This window comes from Algoriphagus marincola DSM 16067 (assembly GCF_000429405.1).
Taxonomy (GTDB): domain Bacteria; phylum Bacteroidota; class Bacteroidia; order Cytophagales; family Cyclobacteriaceae; genus Algoriphagus; species Algoriphagus marincola.
In genome coordinates this window covers 180118-198393 of the sequence record NZ_AUBU01000010.1, presented here as the reverse complement: position 1 = coordinate 198393, position 18276 = coordinate 180118, and the positions used below count along the sequence as shown (strand labels likewise).

The window sequence follows — 18276 nt, the reverse complement described above, 5'->3', positions numbered from 1 at the left end:
TAGATTCATTTATGAGAAAAACCGAAACCAACTATCAAAATTTACGCATTTGAAGCTGATAAAGTGTCTCTTCATCAATCCATTTTGACATTTCTCCCAAGGCATCGGTAGCATAATTGCTCAAGCCCAGCTCTCGGGCTGCTTGTACTTTCCGCATCCAAAGCACCGGATCTCGGTTAAATTCTGTCGCTCGATTCAGTATTTCGTATCGATCGAGGGCATCACTTTGGATAGCTTGTGCCGACCAAATCAAAGGACTATGATAGGGGTTACCGGTAAGTTCATCGGGTTTTCCAAGCCATTCTAAAAAGCTATTGATGGATTTCGAATCTTGAAAATCCGGGTTTTTAGCGAAGCTTGATAGAGCGGTATTTTCACCTTGTACTTTTTGAATAAAATCAGCCAATTCCTGAATATTGCTTTTGCTTAGGTCATGGGATTTACTCTTCAATAAGCGAATACCAAAATCTGCCTTGAATCGCTCATCCTCCATTCCCTTCCAAGCTCCTAGTAGTGTTTTGGGCAAGCTTTTATGCAATCGTTCAATCCAAAATAGGTATTGAGCTTCCTCAGAATCAGGACTTTCATACCAGTTTCTAGGTTTCAATTCGTAAGCTAATCTCAGTTGCTCGGCTTCTTCATAGTACCCTCCTAAAGTTAGAATCTCCCAATGATAGCTTTGGAAAGCTTGGAATCCTTTGTCCTTTGCTGCCAATAATTCTTTTCCAGCTTTTTCAAAGTCAAGTTCGGATGCCAAAATCATGGCCGATAGATGAAGGAAATAACCAGCGTCTCCGGGATTTCGGAAGGCTAGCCCATTTAAGTTTTTAACAGCTTCACCGATACGATCTGCTGCCAGGCTCCGAATAACGGCCGTCTCCTGCAAAGGCATGATATAGGTTTCCATTTCAGGCTGCTGCCAAAGGCTATCCAATAGGACAAGGTCAGATTCAGGAGATTCTTGTGTCCACACAGAGTACACATTTCGCAAGCCAGCTTGCTTCAAAATAGGAGAAGTAGACTTTAATGATTCTTCTCGAAGGTTTTTTACCAACTCTTTGGCAGGAATATTTCCCAAAGCATTCTGATAAGCGAGTGCATTGATTTTATTCGGTAAATCTTTGGCTTCGGTATTTTCAGTATTGAAGTTTCCGCTTTTCAACTGAGAAGCCAGAAGATTGCTTTTTGTCACCTTTTGCTCAAGAGGAGCATCCAGCAAAAGTTGGATGGCTTCTTCGGCTCGATTGGTCTTGAGATAAAGCAAGGCTAGATTATTTCGAATAGCTTCGCTTTGCTTAAAAATATCCAATCCATTTTCTAATAATGAAATAGCTTGGAAAAGTTTGTTTTCCTGATGAAACCGCCCTGCTAGAAGTACAAAATTATCCTCCTGTGGTGCTTCATACACGCTTTGTTCCAGGTGGCTTTTGGCCAGACTTGGCTGTTTCAGTTCAAAGAGCAGATGAGCCAAGGCATTTTTGGCTTTCGGATTATTTCGGTAGCGAAACCATGAGTTTTCATATAAGATACTCGCATTGAGTCTTTGGTCGGTTGCATAATAATAATCACCCAAGACATGATTACTCATCGCATTGACCTGGGCACCGACGATTCCGTTGGCGTAAGCAGTGATGACCAGCATAGCAATCAACCCACCAAGACGAAGGTGATAATAGGGAAGAGAAAAAGGTTTGAAAAGGACTCTTTCCACATTCTTTCCAGTATTCATGATGGAAAGAAAATTGGAATAAAGATAGATGATGAAAAAGGCTGAAATACCCAATTGGGAATAGGTAAAGAGGTGCTTAAGCAATTCTTCTCCGGGTTGATTGCCGGTTGCTTTCAATTTCCAAACTAACCATAAGACCAAGGCAAAGCCTATTAAGTGCAGGGATTTTAGCACTTTGGGGGGAGCAATTAAATCTAGATCGGTGTTTCCTTTGACATCGATTACGAAATAGCCCAAAACGCCTACGGGGATCAATAAATACAGCGGATCAAAAGAGGGAAGCCAAGAAAGAGGGTTTCCTGTTAGATCTAATAAGATATTGAAAATCAGCAATAAGTAGACGATAGATAGAATTAAAAGTTGAAATGAAATCTTTACTTCTAAATTGCGGCTTGCTCGGGTCAGTAAGATGTAAATACCGGATATCATAGAATGTCCATTCCAGAAAACCCAAGCAATGCTGAGGCAAAAGACCGGAATCAGGGCATGTTCTGCAAGGAAGATATCCGCCTGCTCTACGGTACTTCCCTGAATCATAACCCAAGCTGAAATCCCCACAAACAGTAAGCTGACAACAAAGCGAACTGGATAGTAATTGAATTTTCCAGATACATGGAAAAAGACAGGAGCCGCCAAACTTCCTGCAATCGCTACAATCAAGGGTAGGTTAGTACTAAGCCCTTCAAAATTGAGCCCATTGAGATTGCCAAGTGTTAAGATCAGAATCCAGGCTGCACCCGCAATGAGGAAATAGAGTTTTTTGAAAGAAGGTATCCAAGCCAAAAAGGCTGAAATTAAAATAAAAGCCAGCACTCCAAATGTCCGAATTTCAAGCAATGAAAAACTGGGTCTTAGAGATTTGAATTCTTGGAAAACCAGAAAATTATCTACTTCAATCGGAAAAGTCACTGGCCCAATCGCAGCTATGTCAAAAGGAATAGGTAGTCGGTCCAGAAAGTAACCAGGAATGAGCTCCCGATAGGGCATACGATCGAAACCCACGAAATAGATCAATAAAAAAGCCCCGATTAGGATCAAGGCAATGAGGATAAAAGAGCCGATGGCTGGAAGGATTTGACGCATTATTATTCCAAAACTTTTGGCACCCGAAAATAATCTGAATCCCGCTTAGGAGCATTTTTCAGTCCTGCTTCATGATCCAAGTGGTTTCCAACCTTATCTTCACGCATATCATTGACTTCAGAGGACATCGTGGTCAGTGGTTCTACTCCCTCTGTATCGAGTTCATTGAGTTTTTCCACCCAGTCCAAAATCTGACTCATGTCTTTTGACATTTTTTCGGCACTGGATTCATCAAATTCCAAGCGCGCCAAGTGAGCGATTTTCTTAATGGATTCTTTGTCTATTTTCATTTGAACTTAGCTCAGTTTTATTACCAATCTTCCTTTAAACGCCATTATCAAGTTGCAATTGCCTTTCGATGACTTCAAAGCATCTGTTTTTCAAACTTTCCTCCGTAGCTCCTTCTTCAGGAAAGATTGCCTCATGCAGGACCATTTTTGCCCGGTGAAAGTCGAGCAAAAACTTACCGTCCTCAGGCAAAATTAGATGATTAAACGACAATGTGACAGGAATGATGGGGATTTGTTTGTCCAAAGCAAGTCGGAAAGCCCCATTTTTGAAGGGTACCATATGGGGTGGCTGAGTCGTGTAAATTCCTCCTTCAGGAAAAATCACGATCCCGCTACCTTCATCCACCGCCAAAGCAGCGCGACGCATAGTTTCCGCCCTGCTTTTTAAGCGGGAGCGATCCACTGCGATATGAAGGCTTTTGAAGAAATAACCAAAAAGGGGTGCTTTTCGAATCGATGCTTTTCCGATGAATTGTACATCTCCGGGGATGAAACCCATCATGGGAATGTCGAGGTATGAGAAATGATTGGCTGCAAAAATGTAGGGTTGGCCGGGTTTGATTTGACCTTGAATTTCTAAATGAACTGGTTTGAAAATCAGAGAAAAATAAATTTTAGCCCAATATTGATTGATTCTTCGGCCGTAAGGTTTCCAGCCCGGTATCCAAATACAAATCAGAAAGAATGGAAAAATCAATAAAAAGCTTAGCACAAAAAGCAGTGCGGCATAGAGGGAATATATTCTTCGAAGAAGCTTAATCATGGTTGACCATGTGATTTGCAACTTTGATGAAGTAATTCATCATCAATTCCCGGACCTCTTGATCAAGCTCTATTTTATCCATTGCTTCGAGCATGGCATTCAGCCAATGATTCCGCATTTTTGGATCAATCGCCCATTGCATGTGTCTCAGCCTTAAGCGAGGATGACCACGCTCTTCTGAGTAAGTTTGCGGCCCTCCAAACACCTGAACTAAAAATAAATACAGTCTACGCTCAGCAGGTTTTAAATCTCCTTCAGGATAAAGTTTCCGGAGCTCATGGTTACTTTCAACCCCTTGGTAAAAATGATGGACCAGTTCCTGTATTTTTTCTTCACCTACTGCCTCGTAGATGCTCTGAAATGGATTCATGGCGCAAACTTAGAAAAAAAGTAGAATTAGCCTTCGTGCTTTTTGACCTTCAGCGAAGTTCCTTCTGTAGAAATGACAATAATCTCTTCACCCTGATCAATAAACTCTCCCCGGGAATAGGCATCGAAGATTTCTCCATCGATTTCTACTCTTCCACTTGGTCGAAGACGGGAATGGACCTTTCCAACTTTGCCCTTGAGTTCATCAGGATAAAAGGAAGAAGTATATCCTTCAGACTTTCCTTGAGTTGTGGCAAGGGTAATGGTGCTAAATGCCTTCCAAGAGTTCACTTTTGGTGTCAACCAGAATATCAGAAAAACTGCGGCTATGGCTGCCAGTATAACGGTGAGCAAAGCGACAAAGAGTTGCTCTGCAGGTACAAAGGAAAAGTCAAAGTTTTGATTGGGGAGCATTCCTAAGACCAAGCCAGAGAGGATGCAGACTATTCCCAGAATTCCAAATATTCCAAAACCTGGTATGACAAATAGCTCCACCGCCAGCAATATGATTCCCAAAACAAAGACAATCACTTCCCAATTTTCAGCCAGGCCGTTGAGATAATAGGGAATGAAATATAGGATGGTTGCGAGAATGGCGGCAGCCAGTGGAAAACCAACTCCCGGTGTCTGCAATTCAAAGTAAATACCACCAATGATAATTAGGATTAAGATTCCTGAAATAGCAGGATTTAAAAAGAAGGATATGATTTGCTCCGTATTGGAAACTTCATATTCAATGATTTCGGCCTCTGCTATCCCTTGAGTGGCAAGAATTGCATCTATCGAAGGATATTCTCCTTCACAAAAGCCAAATTTGATAGCTTCAGAAACGGAAAGTGTTACTACTGAGCCTTCCTCTGTGACTCCATCAATGGCAATTTTTTCATCCACCATAGCCTCTGCGATTTTTGGATCTCTACCACTTGCTTCGGCAGTACTTCGCATCATGGATCGCATGTAGGATTGGTATTTGTCAGGTGCAGCGCTACCATCCGCACCATTTACCACGGTGGCTGCTCCGATACTTGAACCCGGGGCCATATAAATACTGTCACTGGCGATAGAGATCAAGGCTCCTGCAGATGCCGCATCTTTGTTGATAAAAGTGTAAACCGGAATCGGAGCTTCCAAAATCATGGTTCGAATATCATCGGCATCATTCACAGCGCCGCCGTAAGTATCCATTTCAATAATGATCAAATCAGCTTCCTTTTCTTCCGCGGATTCCAAAGCGAGTTTTACCCGGCGATTCATGGCAGGATCGATGTCCCGATCAATTTTAAAAGTGAAAATCCGTTCTATCTTTTTATCCTGCGCAAGGAGTTGCTGTGGGAAAAAAGAAATAAGCATGAAAAGGAAAGGAAGAAGAAGTCTACTCATAGAAGCAAGATACTTTTTTCAGTCTAATATTGATTCGATTCGAGATCAAAAAAGCTAAATATCACATGCAGAGAATATGAGCGGTAATTAATTGTTCAAAATCGCTCTCTTTAGCATAATTCTTGTTCTTATGTTAATGTTTGAAGTTTCCGAACAACACCTAACCTTAATTTAAGCATGCGATTCAACAAATTTCTTACTCTCGGTTTAATTTTTTTAGCTTTCGCAGGTAGTGCTCAAGCTGTTTCTGTCTTGGATTCCTTACGTACAGAAAAAAGAGGTGGGAAGTCATTTATTGTTCATCAAGTAGAGGCAAAAGAGACGCTTTTTGCGATTTCCCGCCGTTACCAAACCCCTGTTGGTGAGATTGTTAAATCAAATGAATCTTTAAAATCAGGCTTGAAAGCAGGTCAGGAAATTTTTGTTCCTTTCATAGGTGAAGAGTCGGTTCCTGCAGGTTCGGATTTGCATAAAGTAGCTTCAGGAGAGACGCTGTATTCGATTTCCAAAAAGTATAATGTTTCCATCGATGAATTGAAAACCTGGAATTCCCTACGTGGAAATGACCTTAGCGTCGGTCAGGCTTTAATTATTAAAGGTCAGGCTGCAACTCCCAAGCCAGTTGTAGCAGAGGTCGAGAAGCAAGAAATACCGCAACAAACTCAGCCTACTTCAGAAAAGGCTGTAGCTACCAATACGGAGGTGGTCAAGGTTGAAGAAAAAGCACCAAAAAAGGTCGAGAAAGTAGAAGCGAAAGCTGAAAAAGCGGTAGAAGAGAAAAGCTCAGTGGCCGAAACTCCAAAAGCACCTGCCGAGGCTGTAGCAGTAGTTCCGGGTGATTGGATTTCCCATGAAGTAAGATCGGGAGAGACGCTCTTTTCGATTTCAAAACAATACAATGCAAAGGTCGAGGAGGTGATTCGATGGAATGGCTTAAGCTCCAATAATCTTAAAGTTGGACAAGTTATCAAAGTGGGAAGAGCAGAGCCTGCTCCCTCACAAGTTCCGATCGTCGGTGAACCGAAAGTGGTAACTGATGTAGAGGAAATGCATGAAGTGCCTGATGGAGCTAGCTCAGGCGGGTTTAAGAATATTTCTGAAATGGGTCAGGCTGAAGTGATTCCGGGAACGGGAGGGCACAAAAAATACTTGGTCCTTCATCGTACAGCTCCTGTCGGAACGATCATGCGAGTTCGAAATGAGGAAAATGATGTGACCATTTTCGCTAGGGTAGTTGGTGTTTTGCCAGAAACAGGTGATAATTCCAAACTGGTTATCAAACTATCCCAAGCAGCCTATGATCAACTCAAGGCAGTCAATCCACGCTTTCCTGTTGAAGTAGCGTATTAAGAGATTATAAATATTTTAGCGATCAAAGCCCATCTGATTTTTGTCGGATGGGTTTTTTGTTGAATAGGGTCGGTCAAATAAGGTTTGTTTTTTAATTAATTGTCGAAGTTTTGCTAGCAATGAAGCCTATTTCGCCGCAGGCGTATTTCATATTTTCCAGAATCGCTGGAAAAAAACCTATGGACACCGGTCCTCTACGAGAGCTGGAAACTTCGACATTCATCATTCGACATTAGAACGACCGAAAGAAATAAGGCCATCAAAGGCCTGGTTTGAGGCCCATTAATATAAAAATGCCGTAAATCGTAAATCGCAATTCGTCAGTTCAATTCATCTCCGTCTTGCTGGCAAAAAAATCCGTTTTCAAATTATAGACTAAGGGCCAGCGCTAGAGGTTGATATTAATTTTATTCTGGGTTGCGCTGCGCCTCGTACCTCCTCTTGCTTACCCAGGCCTGCCTACCTGTGGTAGGGTTTATACATATCGCTCCTTCAGCGCTTTTTTTCTTTGCGTCTTTGCGAGAGAAAAATGCATCTAGGAGATTAAAAAAACATTCAGAATTTCCAGTAGTTTTACACATATGCAATCTAAAACCGCCTTTTTTCTTCTGATAGTTTTTTCATCCTGCTTCTTTGCCAATGAGCTGATGGCGCAGCAGCAGGAACTTGATTTTTTCAATACCACCCGAACAGATTTCAATCGGAAGGGTATGGTCATTTTAGGTTCTTGGGCGGTTGGAAATATGCTTTGGGGAGGAATAGCTGCATCCCAAACTACCGGTTCCGATAAGGCTTTTCATCAAATGAATCTCTATTGGAATTCGGTCAATCTGATCATTGCAGGATTCGGATACTGGCAGGCAAGCAAAAGCCCGGAAGCCATGAGTCTCTGGGAGACCATCGAAGCCCAGCAAGGAATCGAAAAAGTATTGCTTGTCAATGCTGCGCTTGATTTGGGATACATGGCAGGAGGTCTTTATCTGAAGGAGCGTGGCCTGAGAAAAAACAACGAAAGACTGCAGGGCTTTGGGAAGTCAATCATTCTCCAAGGTGCATTTTTATTGACCTTTGACGCAATTATGTATGGTTTTCACAGCCATCATGCACAGGCTTTACCGGAAATTGTGAATCAACTCAGTTTAGGCCCTACGGGCTTTTCCCTACGGATTCCAATTCAATAGGCATTTGTCAATCCCAAGCTTCTAAGGTAACTTTGCATTCTACCACAGAAGAATGAACAAAATCCAACTCTTTTTTCATTACCTATTCCGATTTATCTGGAATTTGATATTCGTGATCAGCTATCCAATTCTTGCTAGTTTTGGCTTGCTCTTCATCGGCCTGACCTGGATTTTTTCAAAGCTTTCCCAATTGCTTGCTCGTATTAGACCTGAGGGTAAAAAAGTGACGATCAAAGCTTCAGATTGGGAGACCTTGCCCCATACCAATGAGCTAATTGAGGCACTCGAAGTCAAATCAATCATGTTTGGTCCTTCAGGGTTTAAGCTTCGAAGAGTGGATGGTGTTCCTTCCATTTTATCCGATTATGTATTTGGTAATAAAGTTCGGGTGATTGAAGAAGGCTTGATTCTGGAGAAGTGGAACAGCACAGATTCCAAAGAACTTCCTGATTTTGATATTTGTCTTTACAATCCGGATGAAGATAGCCTGAGACCGCTTACCAATATCAAATGCTTTGACTGGCATGTGTCTGAGAGAGGAGAACGGGAATTGTTTTTTAAATGGTTTGATGGAACCCAAGGAGGAGAGGTAAAGGTCGCTCTTTAAGCCAATGCAAGATCTGAAGGGCTTTTTGGATGAAAAGGTTGAGCAATACAATCAACCGGGATTTATTACCTACGATCCAATATCTATCCCACATTTATTCAAGAAAAGGCAGGATATCGAAATCGCTGGTTTTTTTGCATCTATTCTTGCATGGGGACAGCGGAAAACCATAATTTCCAAATGCTTGGAGCTTTTTCGTCTAATGGATAATGCTCCGCATGACTTTTTGTTAAATCATCAAGAGAAGGATTTAAAGCCCTTTTTGCTTTTCAAGCATAGAACCTTCAATGATATAGACACGCTTTATTTTATTCATTTTTTTGCCTGGTTTTATAGGCATTATGATTCGCTTGAAGAAGCGTTTCTTATAGGCCAAAACCATTCACTCGATGGAATGGAGAGCATGCTGAAGGCTTTTCACGAGTTCTTCTTTTCCTTGCCAGATGCTCCTAGCCGTACGAGAAAGCATATTGCGACACCTGCCCGGAAATCAGCCTGCAAGCGAATGAATATGTTTCTCCGCTGGATGGTTCGACATGATGACAATGGAGTGGATTTTGGGATATGGAAAAGTATACAGCCCGCTCAGTTGATCTGCCCTTGCGATTTGCATGTGGATCGGGTTGCCAGAAAGTTGGGATTGATTACCCGAAAGCAAACCGACTGGCAGACCGCTATCGAACTTACAGAAAGATTGCGCGAAATGGACTCGAACGATCCTGTCAAATATGACTTTGCGCTTTTTGGTCTGGGAGTGGAGGAGAAGTTTTAGAAGGCGGAATTAATGAAACTTTTTCACCTCGGGTGCAGCGGCAGTTGTCGAGAAATCCCTGGTTAATCGATCTGCATAATCATCCAAAAGTGCCAAAACCTTATCCCGATTTTTTGATCGTACAATCAATCCTGCATGGTATTCCAATGGAACTCTAAAGTACACCTCCGGGTCATCAAAGCTGCTTAAATCAGGATTTTGGAATTTGGAAAGTGTGAGCACAATTCCTGCATATTGCTTGACGCTTTTGGGGAGTTTATACTCCTTTCCTCGAGCAAGAGAATCTTCGATTTTGGCCCATTCAGTCCAGAGATTGATGGATGTAGCTGCTTCTACCATTTCTGCCAAATGAGCTCCTCCCACGCGCGAAGAGGTTTCTAGAAAGTAGATTTCCCCATCTTCATGGCACTTGATGAATTCGGTATGAGTGGCACCTGACTTTAGGCCAAAGGCTTTCATGATATCTTTATTCACTTTCTTGATGGCCTTTTCATCTGCAGAGCCATATTCCAAATTGGCTGATCGGAAAATCCCACCTCCTTGAGATATTTCCATGGGAGTTGCTAAGTATTTAGAAACGGTCAAAAAGATGTTTTTTCCGTCTAGCATCAAGCCATCCGCATGATAAACATCACCCGGCTTAAACTGCTCCACGAGGTAATAAAGGCGATTGTCTCCAAGTTCATGGATATGTTTCCAGAGCTCCTCCTTGTTGTGCACCTTAATGATACCATGCGCTGAGGCTTCGGAGCGAGGTTTCAGTACCCAAGGGGCAGGAATATGATCTGCATATTGGTTGATATCCTCGTCATTAAATAGGGGAGAGAAGGCAGGCACATTGATTCCTGCATCTTGCGCTTTGATCCGCATGGCAAGCTTGTCGCGGAAGTATCGACCGGTAGTTTGCCCCATACCTGAGATACGTAGGTTTTCTCGAAGAAAAGTTGCCTTTTCTACATCATAATCATCCAAAGCGACGATGGCATCGATCTTATTCTCCTTCATGAGCCCTCCGACTCCTTGCAAGAGTAAATTCAAATCCCAATCCAAATCTTGGCCCGGCATGTAGAAAACTTCATCGATGTATTCAAAAGCCCAAGGATGCTCTTTGAGATTTTCTGATGTCACCAAAAAGACTCGATTCCCTTGCTTCTTGAGAGAAATTAAAAATGCATTTCCTTTGAAGTAGTTGGAGATGCAGAGAAAAGTTTTGCCCGAAGTATCCATTTTAAAGAAGATTTTCGATCAAATTAAGCAATAAATTGACACCATAGGATGTGCCGGATTTGGTTTTTGTAAACTCACTATCTCCGAAGGCTACACCGGCAATATCTAAATGTGCCCAAGATGGATGCTCATTGGTGAAAGCTTGCAAAAATGTAGCTGCTGTGATGGCTCCTGCAAGAGGCTTTCCATGGTAGTTTCGAATGTCCGCAATCTCACTATCCATTTCTTTCGCATATTCCTTCCAGATGGGTAGAGGCCAGGATTTTTCACCTATTCCCATACCTGAATCCTGAATTTGCTTGGACAAGGATTCATCATTGGAAAACAAAGCTGCGCATTCATACCCGAAAGTTCCAACAGCTGATCCAGTCAATGTTGCAAAATCAAGGATGTGATCAGTTTGGTAATTTTTGACCAAATAAGCCAAGCCATCTGCTAAAATCAATCGTCCTTCTGCATCGGTATCGACGATTTCTATGCTTTTACCTGAGTAGCTTTCAATGACTTCGGAAGGAAGATAGGCATCCTTGTCAATTGCATTTTCCACCGTTGGCACGATGCAAGTCAGGTTGATTGGGACTTGGAGGGAAGCGATGAGTTGGGTTGCTGCCAAAACCGCCGCTGCACCGCCCATGTCTGACTTCATGTAATGCATCCCTTGAGTCTTCACATTCAGGCCTCCTGTATCAAAAGTAACTCCTTTTCCGACCAGTCCGATGTGTTTTTTGGCTTTAGGCTGTCGGTATTCTAAAACGATGAATTGGGGTTCTTTAGCAGAACCTCTTGCCACTGCCAAAAAAGCTTCAAGGCCCTCTGATTTTGCCTTTTTCCGGTCAAAGATTTTTGCTTTCAGGCTTAGCTTTTTGGATGTCTTTTTTGCCCAATCCGCCAAATACTTAGGGGTAAGTACATTTGGTGGAAGATCTACCATCAATAAAGCCTCCAACTTGGCATCCAAGATCTTCTCTGCACGTAATAGCGTCTTTTTGGCTTCGGGTGAATTCGAACGGATAGCTACTTTCAGTTTTTGAAATAGTTCTTTTCGCTCCTTCTTGAAAAAATCTAAATGGTAAGCTCCTAATCCTAAGCCAATTATACTTGCTTCCATCAAATCTGCCTGGTCAGTTTGACTGAAGTTCAATTCTATGTTTTCTTTCACCCAATCTCCCTGCTTAGCCAATACTCTTCGGAAAGCATTCTCAACTGATTTATAGCTTGGACTATCGCCTAAACCCAGCAGAAGAATGATATGGCTTTCATTCGAGAAAGCATAATGCGTATTTTCCTTCCCGCTGAAAAGGAGCGGAGATATAGTTTGTTGCGGAAAGTTTTGGCTTAAAAAATCGGAAACCTGATCGCTTCTAAGAGGAAAAATTTTCAGGGAAGTCTGTGATTTTGACTTTGGATTCAGTTGAAATTGCATTTTGATTTAGTCAGGTTTGTCACTAAAGAAAAGCCATTCGATGGCTTTTGGGAACTCATCGCTCCAGTATCTTTCATTGTGTTTTCCTTCCATATTGATGGAAAGGCGCACTTTCATTTTTCCTTGAAGGCTTTCTCTCCTTAGTAACCGCTTTCGGAATTTGGTCACATGCTTGACCATAGTTTCGCTTTCGTCTCCGCCTGCATAGAGGTAAAGTCTAGTTTCCTGCGGTTCAAAAATATCCAGAAAGCCGAGCTTGATCTTGGGTATGACCCAAAGCGAGGGAGAAAAGACCATCAATTTTCCGAAAACCTCCGGATAGATCAATCCTGAAAAAATACTCACTAGACCTCCCATGGAACTTCCGCCAATACCTGTGAATTCACGCTCAGTTTTGGTTCGGAAAGTCTTATCCACAAAAGGCTTCAAGGTATCGGTGATAAAGCGGATGTATTTTTTTCCGTGACCTGCACCTAGTAAGGTTCGCCCTACATTGTACTCCTGAATGCGCTCTGATTCTGCATGCTCGATAGCAATGACGATAATCTTCCCAATTCCGTAGTCCGACATAACCGCCAGCTTCTTATCTATCTGCCAGTTGAATTCGGACTTTTCATTGAAGAGGTTTTGAGCGTCCTGTAGGTAAAGAACCGGGTAATGCTCATCACTGGTATCGTAATCATGGGGAAGGAGCGCCCATATTTTGCGGGTTTTATTGAGTTGGGGAATTTCAAATTCCTCCGAGATCAAATGCACCTTTGGCAATTGACTTGGGCGGTAAGGAAGCCAGTTGTGACGCCATTTAGCTACTTTTTCAACTCGCTCGAGTTGATCATCATTCCAGTGGCGATTGGGAGTTTTATTTCCGTATCGATCAATTTCGACTTCTGACCAGTCTCCTTTTGTAAATTTGTAGATCAGTTCTCCTTCAAACTCTTCACCTTCCGGAAATTCAAACTCATAGCACCCCTCTTCAATTTTTTCCATTCGGAAATTATAGTCCTGAGTCGCCCAATTATTGAAATTACCCGAGATATAAACCGGCCTGTTATCATCATTCGGAGTGAGAAGGATGATTTTTTTGGTATGGGTGACAGTGGACTTTACTGGAGGCTCTTGTGAATTCATCAGCAGGTAGCAGGCGATGGCTTAGCCTTGCAAAAATAGCTTATACCGCTTCAAAATGAAATGTATTTGAAAATGATTATTCAGAATGTGAAAAACAGGTGTTTCTGTCAGACTCTTTCAAAAGGTCTAAAGCGGATTTCCTCTGGATAGGGGAATGCATGAATGAGTTCACCGCTTTTAATTCTTTTTTGAATCTTTTGCCAATGCAACGGATCGAAAAGGTTTTTGTGATAATTCAGAAAATGTTCTTTTAAATCTTCTCTGCCAATCATCCAGCGCCGAAAATCTTCTGGAAAGACGTCATTTTTGGCAATATCATACCAAGGCTCGGAGGCATAGATCTGCTCATAAGTTTCCGCTTTTGGTTTCACTCGGAAGTTCATATCTGTCAAAAACTCAATCTCATCATAATCATAGAAAATGACTCTTTTTTGACGGGTCAGTCCAAAGTTTTTGGTCATCATATCACCTGGGAAAATATTCGCCTGCGCCAATTGCAATATGGCTCTACCATAATCTTCTGCCGCTTCCAATCCTTCCTCTGTGGGGCAATCATCCAAGTAAAGGTTGAGCGGTATCATCTTGCGCTCGGTGTACAGGTGTTTGATAATCAATTCATTGTTTTCGATTTTCAAGAGGGAGTTGCAGGTATTCCTCAACTCCTCCATCAGTTCCGAACTAATGTGATCAAGTGGAAGGTGAAAGTATTCGAATTCATGGGTGTCTGCCATCCTACCAACACGATCATGCAATGAAACCAACTTGTATTTTTCTCTAACTTCTTGACGGGTCATGCTTTTTGGTGGTTCAAAATGATCCTTTACCAGCTTGAAAACCACATCTAAAGAGGGGGACGTGAACACAGTCATCACCATGCCTTTGACTCCAGGGGCAGGAATAAACTCATCCGAAGATTGATTTATATGGTCCAGAAAGTCACGATAGAAAAGCGTCTTTCCGTGTTTGTTAAACCCGATTGCATTGTAGAGTTCGTGTGTCTTTTTATGAGAAATGACTGAGCTTAGAAAACCAACCACTTGTGAAGGGACATCGGCTTCGACCATAAAATAGGAGCGGGTAAAGCTGAATAAGTGACTCATGATCTGCCGATCAAAAATCAAGGTATCCACGAAAACACCCTTCTCTCCATGAAGCATAGGTATAATGAAAGGCATCCACTTTTCCCCGACGAATGTCCTTCCGATCAGGTAGGCAGCCTTGTTTCGATAAAAGACCGATTTGAGTATTTCTGTGGTAGTTTCTGGGCCCGGGTTGTACCGGGTGAGAATGACGTCTTTGACACTTTGAATTAAAAACTGGATATCCTGCTCCTTATTCATATATGGAACTCCCATATCAAAATCATCCAAAATCTTTCGGATGATAGGCTCAAGTCCCATTTGACTGGGATATACATGGATCATATCGCTATCTCTACTCCATTCACAGGATTCATGGCCCTCCGTAAGGTACATCAATTCGGCATCTATCGACATTCCAGGAAAAGCTTTGCGGATGACTGAGTTGAAAAAAGTTTCGGCCAATTCCACATCTGGTCTTCCCAATATCATGCTTTGGTACTCTTTCCTAATAGAAGACCAAATGCCTCTGTCGGAAGCAGTCTCCCCAAGCTTTTCATGAAATTCATCCACTAGTTGGAATAGAAGATCCTTGTACAATCTCAACCTTTGTCGGTGGTTGATTTGCATATTTTGCCAATTTCGTTCCCTGAAATATTTTGGAGCGAGACGTGTATAGGTATTGAAGCTTCGGATGTAGCTTTCAAATCCATCAAAGATTCTTTTGGCCAATGATTGGGGACTATGCGGCATTGCTTGGCTTAGTATTTTTCCGAAAATACAGAAAAAAAAAGACCCTTCAGGATTGTAATGAAAAAGTGAAAATTTATGCAGACGATTGCATAAAACTTTGATTAAATCTAGATAGAATATTATTTAAATTTTTTTTAAAAAATATTTCTGGCTTTAGGCTTGATTTTAAATGATTTAGGTCAAAAATCATTTGGAAAATAAAATTTTGAAAATCTTTCGCAATCGATTGTTTGGAGTAATAGAAAACATTTTCTACTTTTCGACAGTATTCATAATCGAATATCTACAATAGGTTTAATAGGTTTGAGAGCAGGAAAAGGTCGGGTATTAGCCCGGCCTTTTTTGTGTTTAAATGCATCCATTTTGGGATTGTCTTATTGGAAGTCTGTTATCTTGCAGAAGACATGAATCATGATGAATTAATTGCTTTTTTGAAGGATCGGCTCCGCCATCCATTACCGGGGAAGGAGGCACATATACAAATGGCCCCTCAACCCATCGATTTGCGTCGCTTTGACCCAAAGGTTCCACACCATCATCGAAAAGGAGCCGTTTTGCTCGTATTTTATCCAGGAAGGTCCGAAGTGCTTTTTCCATTGATCAAAAGGCCAGTATACAAGGGAGTTCATAGTGGACAGATTGCCCTTCCGGGCGGGAAGATGGATCCTGAAGATACAGATATCATCCATACTGCTTTGAGGGAAGCTCAGGAAGAGGTTGCAGTGAACGCAGAGAGGGTTCAGATCCTCGGAAAGCTGACCGATCTTTATATTCCCACATCCAATTTTCTCGTAACGCCTGTAATCGGTGCCATTCATGAAGTTCCTGAGTTTGTGCCTGAAATCAGGGAAGTAGATATGATCCTACCTACGCAACTCGATTTCATTCTCAATTCGGAAAGAAGGCAACGGACGATTTTGAAAATCAATCAGGAATTAGAATTAGATACGCCATACTTCGATCTTCACGGAGAAATCGTCTGGGGAGCCACAGCCATGATATTGAGTGAGTTGGCACATTTGCTTGCAGAAGGCTGATCTATTTCTATTGGGCTTTTGCCCTTTTGTTGGTATTGTTGTAAAAACTAACTAGAAAAGTATGGAAGGACAGGGACCTCTAATTACCAATGATGCAATTGTTTTTGGCATTTTGCTGGCCATTTTGGCCTTAGTTTTTAGCACAGCAGCCAGTAATAATAGAATCCTTCAAAAGTTTTATCGGGTAGTTCCGACAGTATTGCTCTGTTACTTCATTCCAGCGGTTTTCAATTCCTTGGGAATCATCTCAGGGGAAGATTCTAATCTTTATTTCGTTGCTAGCCGCTATTTACTTCCTGCATCTCTGGTACTATTTACATTGAGCATTGACCTGAAAGGTATCCTGAAGCTAGGGCCGAAAGCGCTCACCATGTTTCTGGCAGGTACGCTCGGGATTATGCTGGGTGGTCCCTTGGCCTTGCTTACCGTCGGGACATTTTTCCCCGAGGTATTGGGAGGAGAAGGTCCCATGGAAATTTGGCGTGGACTTGCTACTATCGCTGGCTCATGGATAGGAGGAGGGGCGAATCAAACGGCCATGCTGGAGGTATTCGGTGCTGATGCGGACCTTTTCGCACAAATGATCGCAGTCGATGTGTTGGTAGCCAATTTATGGATGGCATTTCTGCTTTATTGGGCAGCCAAGCCCGAAAAAATCGATAATTTCTTCAAAGCGGATACCTCTGCTATCTATGAACTACGGGATAAGATTGCTGATTTTAGGTCCAAAATCATGCGGATTCCTACGCTCTCGGATAGTATGGTGATTCTCGGTGTCGCATTTGGAATCACCGGTGTTTCCCATTTACTGGCAGATAACCTTGCTCCATTTATTGGAGAGAATTATCCACAGCTGAAGGATTATTCTTTGGATTCAACTTTCTTTTGGATCGTGGTTGTAGCTACTACTGCTGGCTTGGCTTTGTCTTTTACCCGAGCAAGAAATCTCGAAGGAGCTGGTGCTTCTCGTTTTGGGTCAGTTTTTTTGTATATTCTGGTTGCCACCATCGGTATGCAGATGGATTTGGGTGCTGTGTTAGATAACCCTATCTTATTCGTCATAGGAATTCTTTGGATGTTCTTCCACATATTGATCATGCTTCTGGTAGCATGGTTGATCAAAGCTCCTTTCTTTTATGTAGCTGTGGGCTCCCAGGCCAACGTAGGAGGAGCTGCATCAGCACCCATTGTAGCAGGTGCTTTTGATGCTTCATTAGCTCCAGTCGGAGTGCTTTTGGCAGTCCTCGGCTATGCTGTAGGTACTTACGGAGCTTATCTATGCGGCCTGATGATGCAGGCTGTTTCAGGTATGTGATTTAGCTTATATGAAGCAAAAACGTGAATTGATTTTTGTATGTACGGGTTCTGACTGCAAGAAAGCAGGTGCAAAAGGTCTGTGCAAAGAGCTTAAAGAATCCTTCAAAAAGTCGCCCATGAAAGGAAATTGTAAGTTGATCCAAACGAAATGTCTTGATCATTGTAAGTCAGCTCCTGTAGTGATATTGGATGATCATTTTTACAAAAAGACCAATTCGGATCAAATATTGAATGAATTAGAAAAGAAGCTGAAATAGCCCATTCAAAAAAAATAGGTAAGAGGGAATTCTACCAATAGCCAAATTTTTTTAATGGGAAGGGTTGGAAGCTGGAAGTATGAAGACTGAAGCATTAAAAATCCGAACCTGAGGATTTGTTTTAGGCCTTATCCTTTTCAGCCTCGAAGAATAGTAGACTAACAAAAAAATCCCGACTTAGCGGGATTTTTTTTTTCATCTAGTTGAGATTAAAGCTTCTCAATTTTGACAGCCGTACCACTTGCGGTTACCATTAGCATACCATCACGAATCGTCTCATAGTCAAGGTCGATTCCTATAATGGCATTGGCACCAAAACTTCTTGCTTGCATTTCCATCTCCATCATCGCAGTGGCTTTTGCCTCTCTCAAAACTCTTTCGTAGGAACCCGAGCGACCTCCTACAATGTCTGTAATGCTTGCAAAAAAATCTTTGAAAACATTGGCACCGATGATGGTCTCGCCGGATACTATTCCTAAATATTGTGTGACTTTGTGCCCTTCCAGGCTGTTGGTAGTTGAAATGATCATA

The 18276-nt window shown here is 42.1% G+C and carries 17 protein-coding genes; 7 read left to right on the top strand and 10 right to left on the bottom strand.

Going from position 1 to position 18276, the window contains the following annotated elements:
* Positions 1–34: 34 nt before the first annotated feature.
* The 5 genes from G457_RS0111450 to G457_RS0111430 are packed head-to-tail and all read right to left on the bottom strand — an operon-like array spanning position 35 to position 5584.
* Positions 35–2812, bottom strand: a complete 2778-nt coding sequence (locus G457_RS0111450) for a tetratricopeptide repeat protein (RefSeq protein WP_026946610.1) — start codon at positions 2810–2812, stop codon at positions 35–37.
* 2 nt (positions 2813–2814) lie between these two features.
* Entirely contained in the window at positions 2815–3102 is a 288-nt protein-coding gene (gene gatC, locus G457_RS0111445; protein ID WP_026946609.1) for an Asp-tRNA(Asn)/Glu-tRNA(Gln) amidotransferase subunit GatC, read from the bottom strand.
* Positions 3103–3136: 34 nt separating this feature from the next.
* Positions 3137–3865, bottom strand: a complete 729-nt coding sequence (locus G457_RS0111440) for a lysophospholipid acyltransferase family protein (protein WP_081701429.1) — start codon at positions 3863–3865, stop codon at positions 3137–3139.
* The gene (locus G457_RS0111435; protein WP_026946607.1) at positions 3858–4235 is read right to left on the bottom strand and encodes a globin domain-containing protein; all 378 of its coding nucleotides are present in this window, start codon (positions 4233–4235) and stop codon (positions 3858–3860) included. The genes G457_RS0111440 and G457_RS0111435 overlap by 8 nt, the downstream gene beginning before the upstream one ends.
* A 26-nt stretch (positions 4236–4261) precedes the next feature.
* Positions 4262–5584 carry an NfeD family protein gene (locus G457_RS0111430; RefSeq protein WP_248602858.1) on the bottom strand — a complete coding sequence of 441 codons (1323 nt, stop codon included), beginning with the start codon at positions 5582–5584 and terminating at the stop codon, positions 4262–4264.
* A gap of 207 nt (positions 5585–5791) precedes the next feature.
* Here G457_RS0111430 and G457_RS0111425 point away from each other — a divergent pair, with 207 nt between their 5' ends.
* The 4 genes from G457_RS0111425 (at position 5792) to G457_RS0111405 (ending at position 9524) form a co-directional block, all read left to right on the top strand.
* On the top strand, positions 5792–6964 hold the full coding sequence (locus G457_RS0111425; protein ID WP_026946605.1) for a LysM peptidoglycan-binding domain-containing protein: 1173 nt from the start codon (positions 5792–5794) through the stop codon (positions 6962–6964).
* Between the two features lie 581 nt (positions 6965–7545).
* A complete protein-coding gene (locus G457_RS21370) occupies positions 7546–8145 on the top strand; it encodes a DUF6992 family protein (protein ID WP_035483695.1) in 600 nt (199 codons plus the stop codon).
* Between the two features lie 52 nt (positions 8146–8197).
* Positions 8198–8752: a hypothetical protein gene (locus G457_RS0111410; protein ID WP_026946604.1), complete on the top strand. Its 555-nt coding sequence runs from the start codon at positions 8198–8200 to the stop codon at positions 8750–8752.
* A 4-nt stretch (positions 8753–8756) separates the two neighbouring features.
* Positions 8757–9524 carry a TIGR02757 family protein gene (locus tag G457_RS0111405; RefSeq protein ID WP_026946603.1) on the top strand — a complete coding sequence of 256 codons (768 nt, stop codon included), beginning with the start codon at positions 8757–8759 and terminating at the stop codon, positions 9522–9524.
* Positions 9525–9533: 9 nt separating this feature from the next.
* Here G457_RS0111405 and G457_RS0111400 read toward each other — a convergent pair whose 3' ends face one another.
* The 4 genes from G457_RS0111400 to aceK all read right to left on the bottom strand — a co-directional run bounded on the left by G457_RS0111400 (position 9534) and on the right by aceK (position 15134).
* A complete protein-coding gene (locus tag G457_RS0111400) occupies positions 9534–10751 on the bottom strand; it encodes an ATP-grasp domain-containing protein (protein ID WP_026946602.1) in 1218 nt (405 codons plus the stop codon).
* A 1-nt stretch (position 10752) separates the two neighbouring features.
* Positions 10753–12174: a leucyl aminopeptidase family protein gene (locus G457_RS0111395; RefSeq protein ID WP_035483693.1), complete on the bottom strand. Its 1422-nt coding sequence runs from the start codon at positions 12172–12174 to the stop codon at positions 10753–10755.
* A gap of 6 nt (positions 12175–12180) precedes the next feature.
* On the bottom strand, positions 12181–13302 hold the full coding sequence (locus G457_RS0111390; protein ID WP_026946600.1) for an alpha/beta hydrolase: 1122 nt from the start codon (positions 13300–13302) through the stop codon (positions 12181–12183).
* Between the two features lie 107 nt (positions 13303–13409).
* Positions 13410–15134 carry a bifunctional isocitrate dehydrogenase kinase/phosphatase gene (aceK, locus tag G457_RS0111385; protein WP_026946599.1) on the bottom strand — a complete coding sequence of 575 codons (1725 nt, stop codon included), beginning with the start codon at positions 15132–15134 and terminating at the stop codon, positions 13410–13412.
* Positions 15135–15478: 344 nt separating this feature from the next.
* Between aceK and G457_RS0111375 the strand changes: the two genes are divergently transcribed.
* The 3 genes from G457_RS0111375 (at position 15479) to G457_RS0111365 (ending at position 17745) form a co-directional block, all read left to right on the top strand.
* Positions 15479–16171 (top strand): NUDIX hydrolase, encoded by a 693-nt coding sequence (locus tag G457_RS0111375; protein ID WP_248602854.1) that lies wholly within the window; start codon positions 15479–15481, stop codon positions 16169–16171.
* Between the two features lie 61 nt (positions 16172–16232).
* Positions 16233–17486, top strand: a complete 1254-nt coding sequence (locus G457_RS0111370; RefSeq protein ID WP_026946597.1) for a DUF819 family protein — start codon at positions 16233–16235, stop codon at positions 17484–17486.
* Between the two features lie 10 nt (positions 17487–17496).
* A complete protein-coding gene (locus G457_RS0111365; protein ID WP_026946596.1) occupies positions 17497–17745 on the top strand; it encodes a (2Fe-2S) ferredoxin domain-containing protein in 249 nt (82 codons plus the stop codon).
* Positions 17746–17954: 209 nt separating this feature from the next.
* On the opposite strand, the gene G457_RS0111355 is transcribed toward G457_RS0111365, so the two are convergent.
* A complete protein-coding gene (locus tag G457_RS0111355) occupies positions 17955–18275 on the bottom strand; it encodes a YbjQ family protein (RefSeq protein ID WP_026946595.1) in 321 nt (106 codons plus the stop codon).
* Position 18276: the final 1 nt, after the last annotated feature.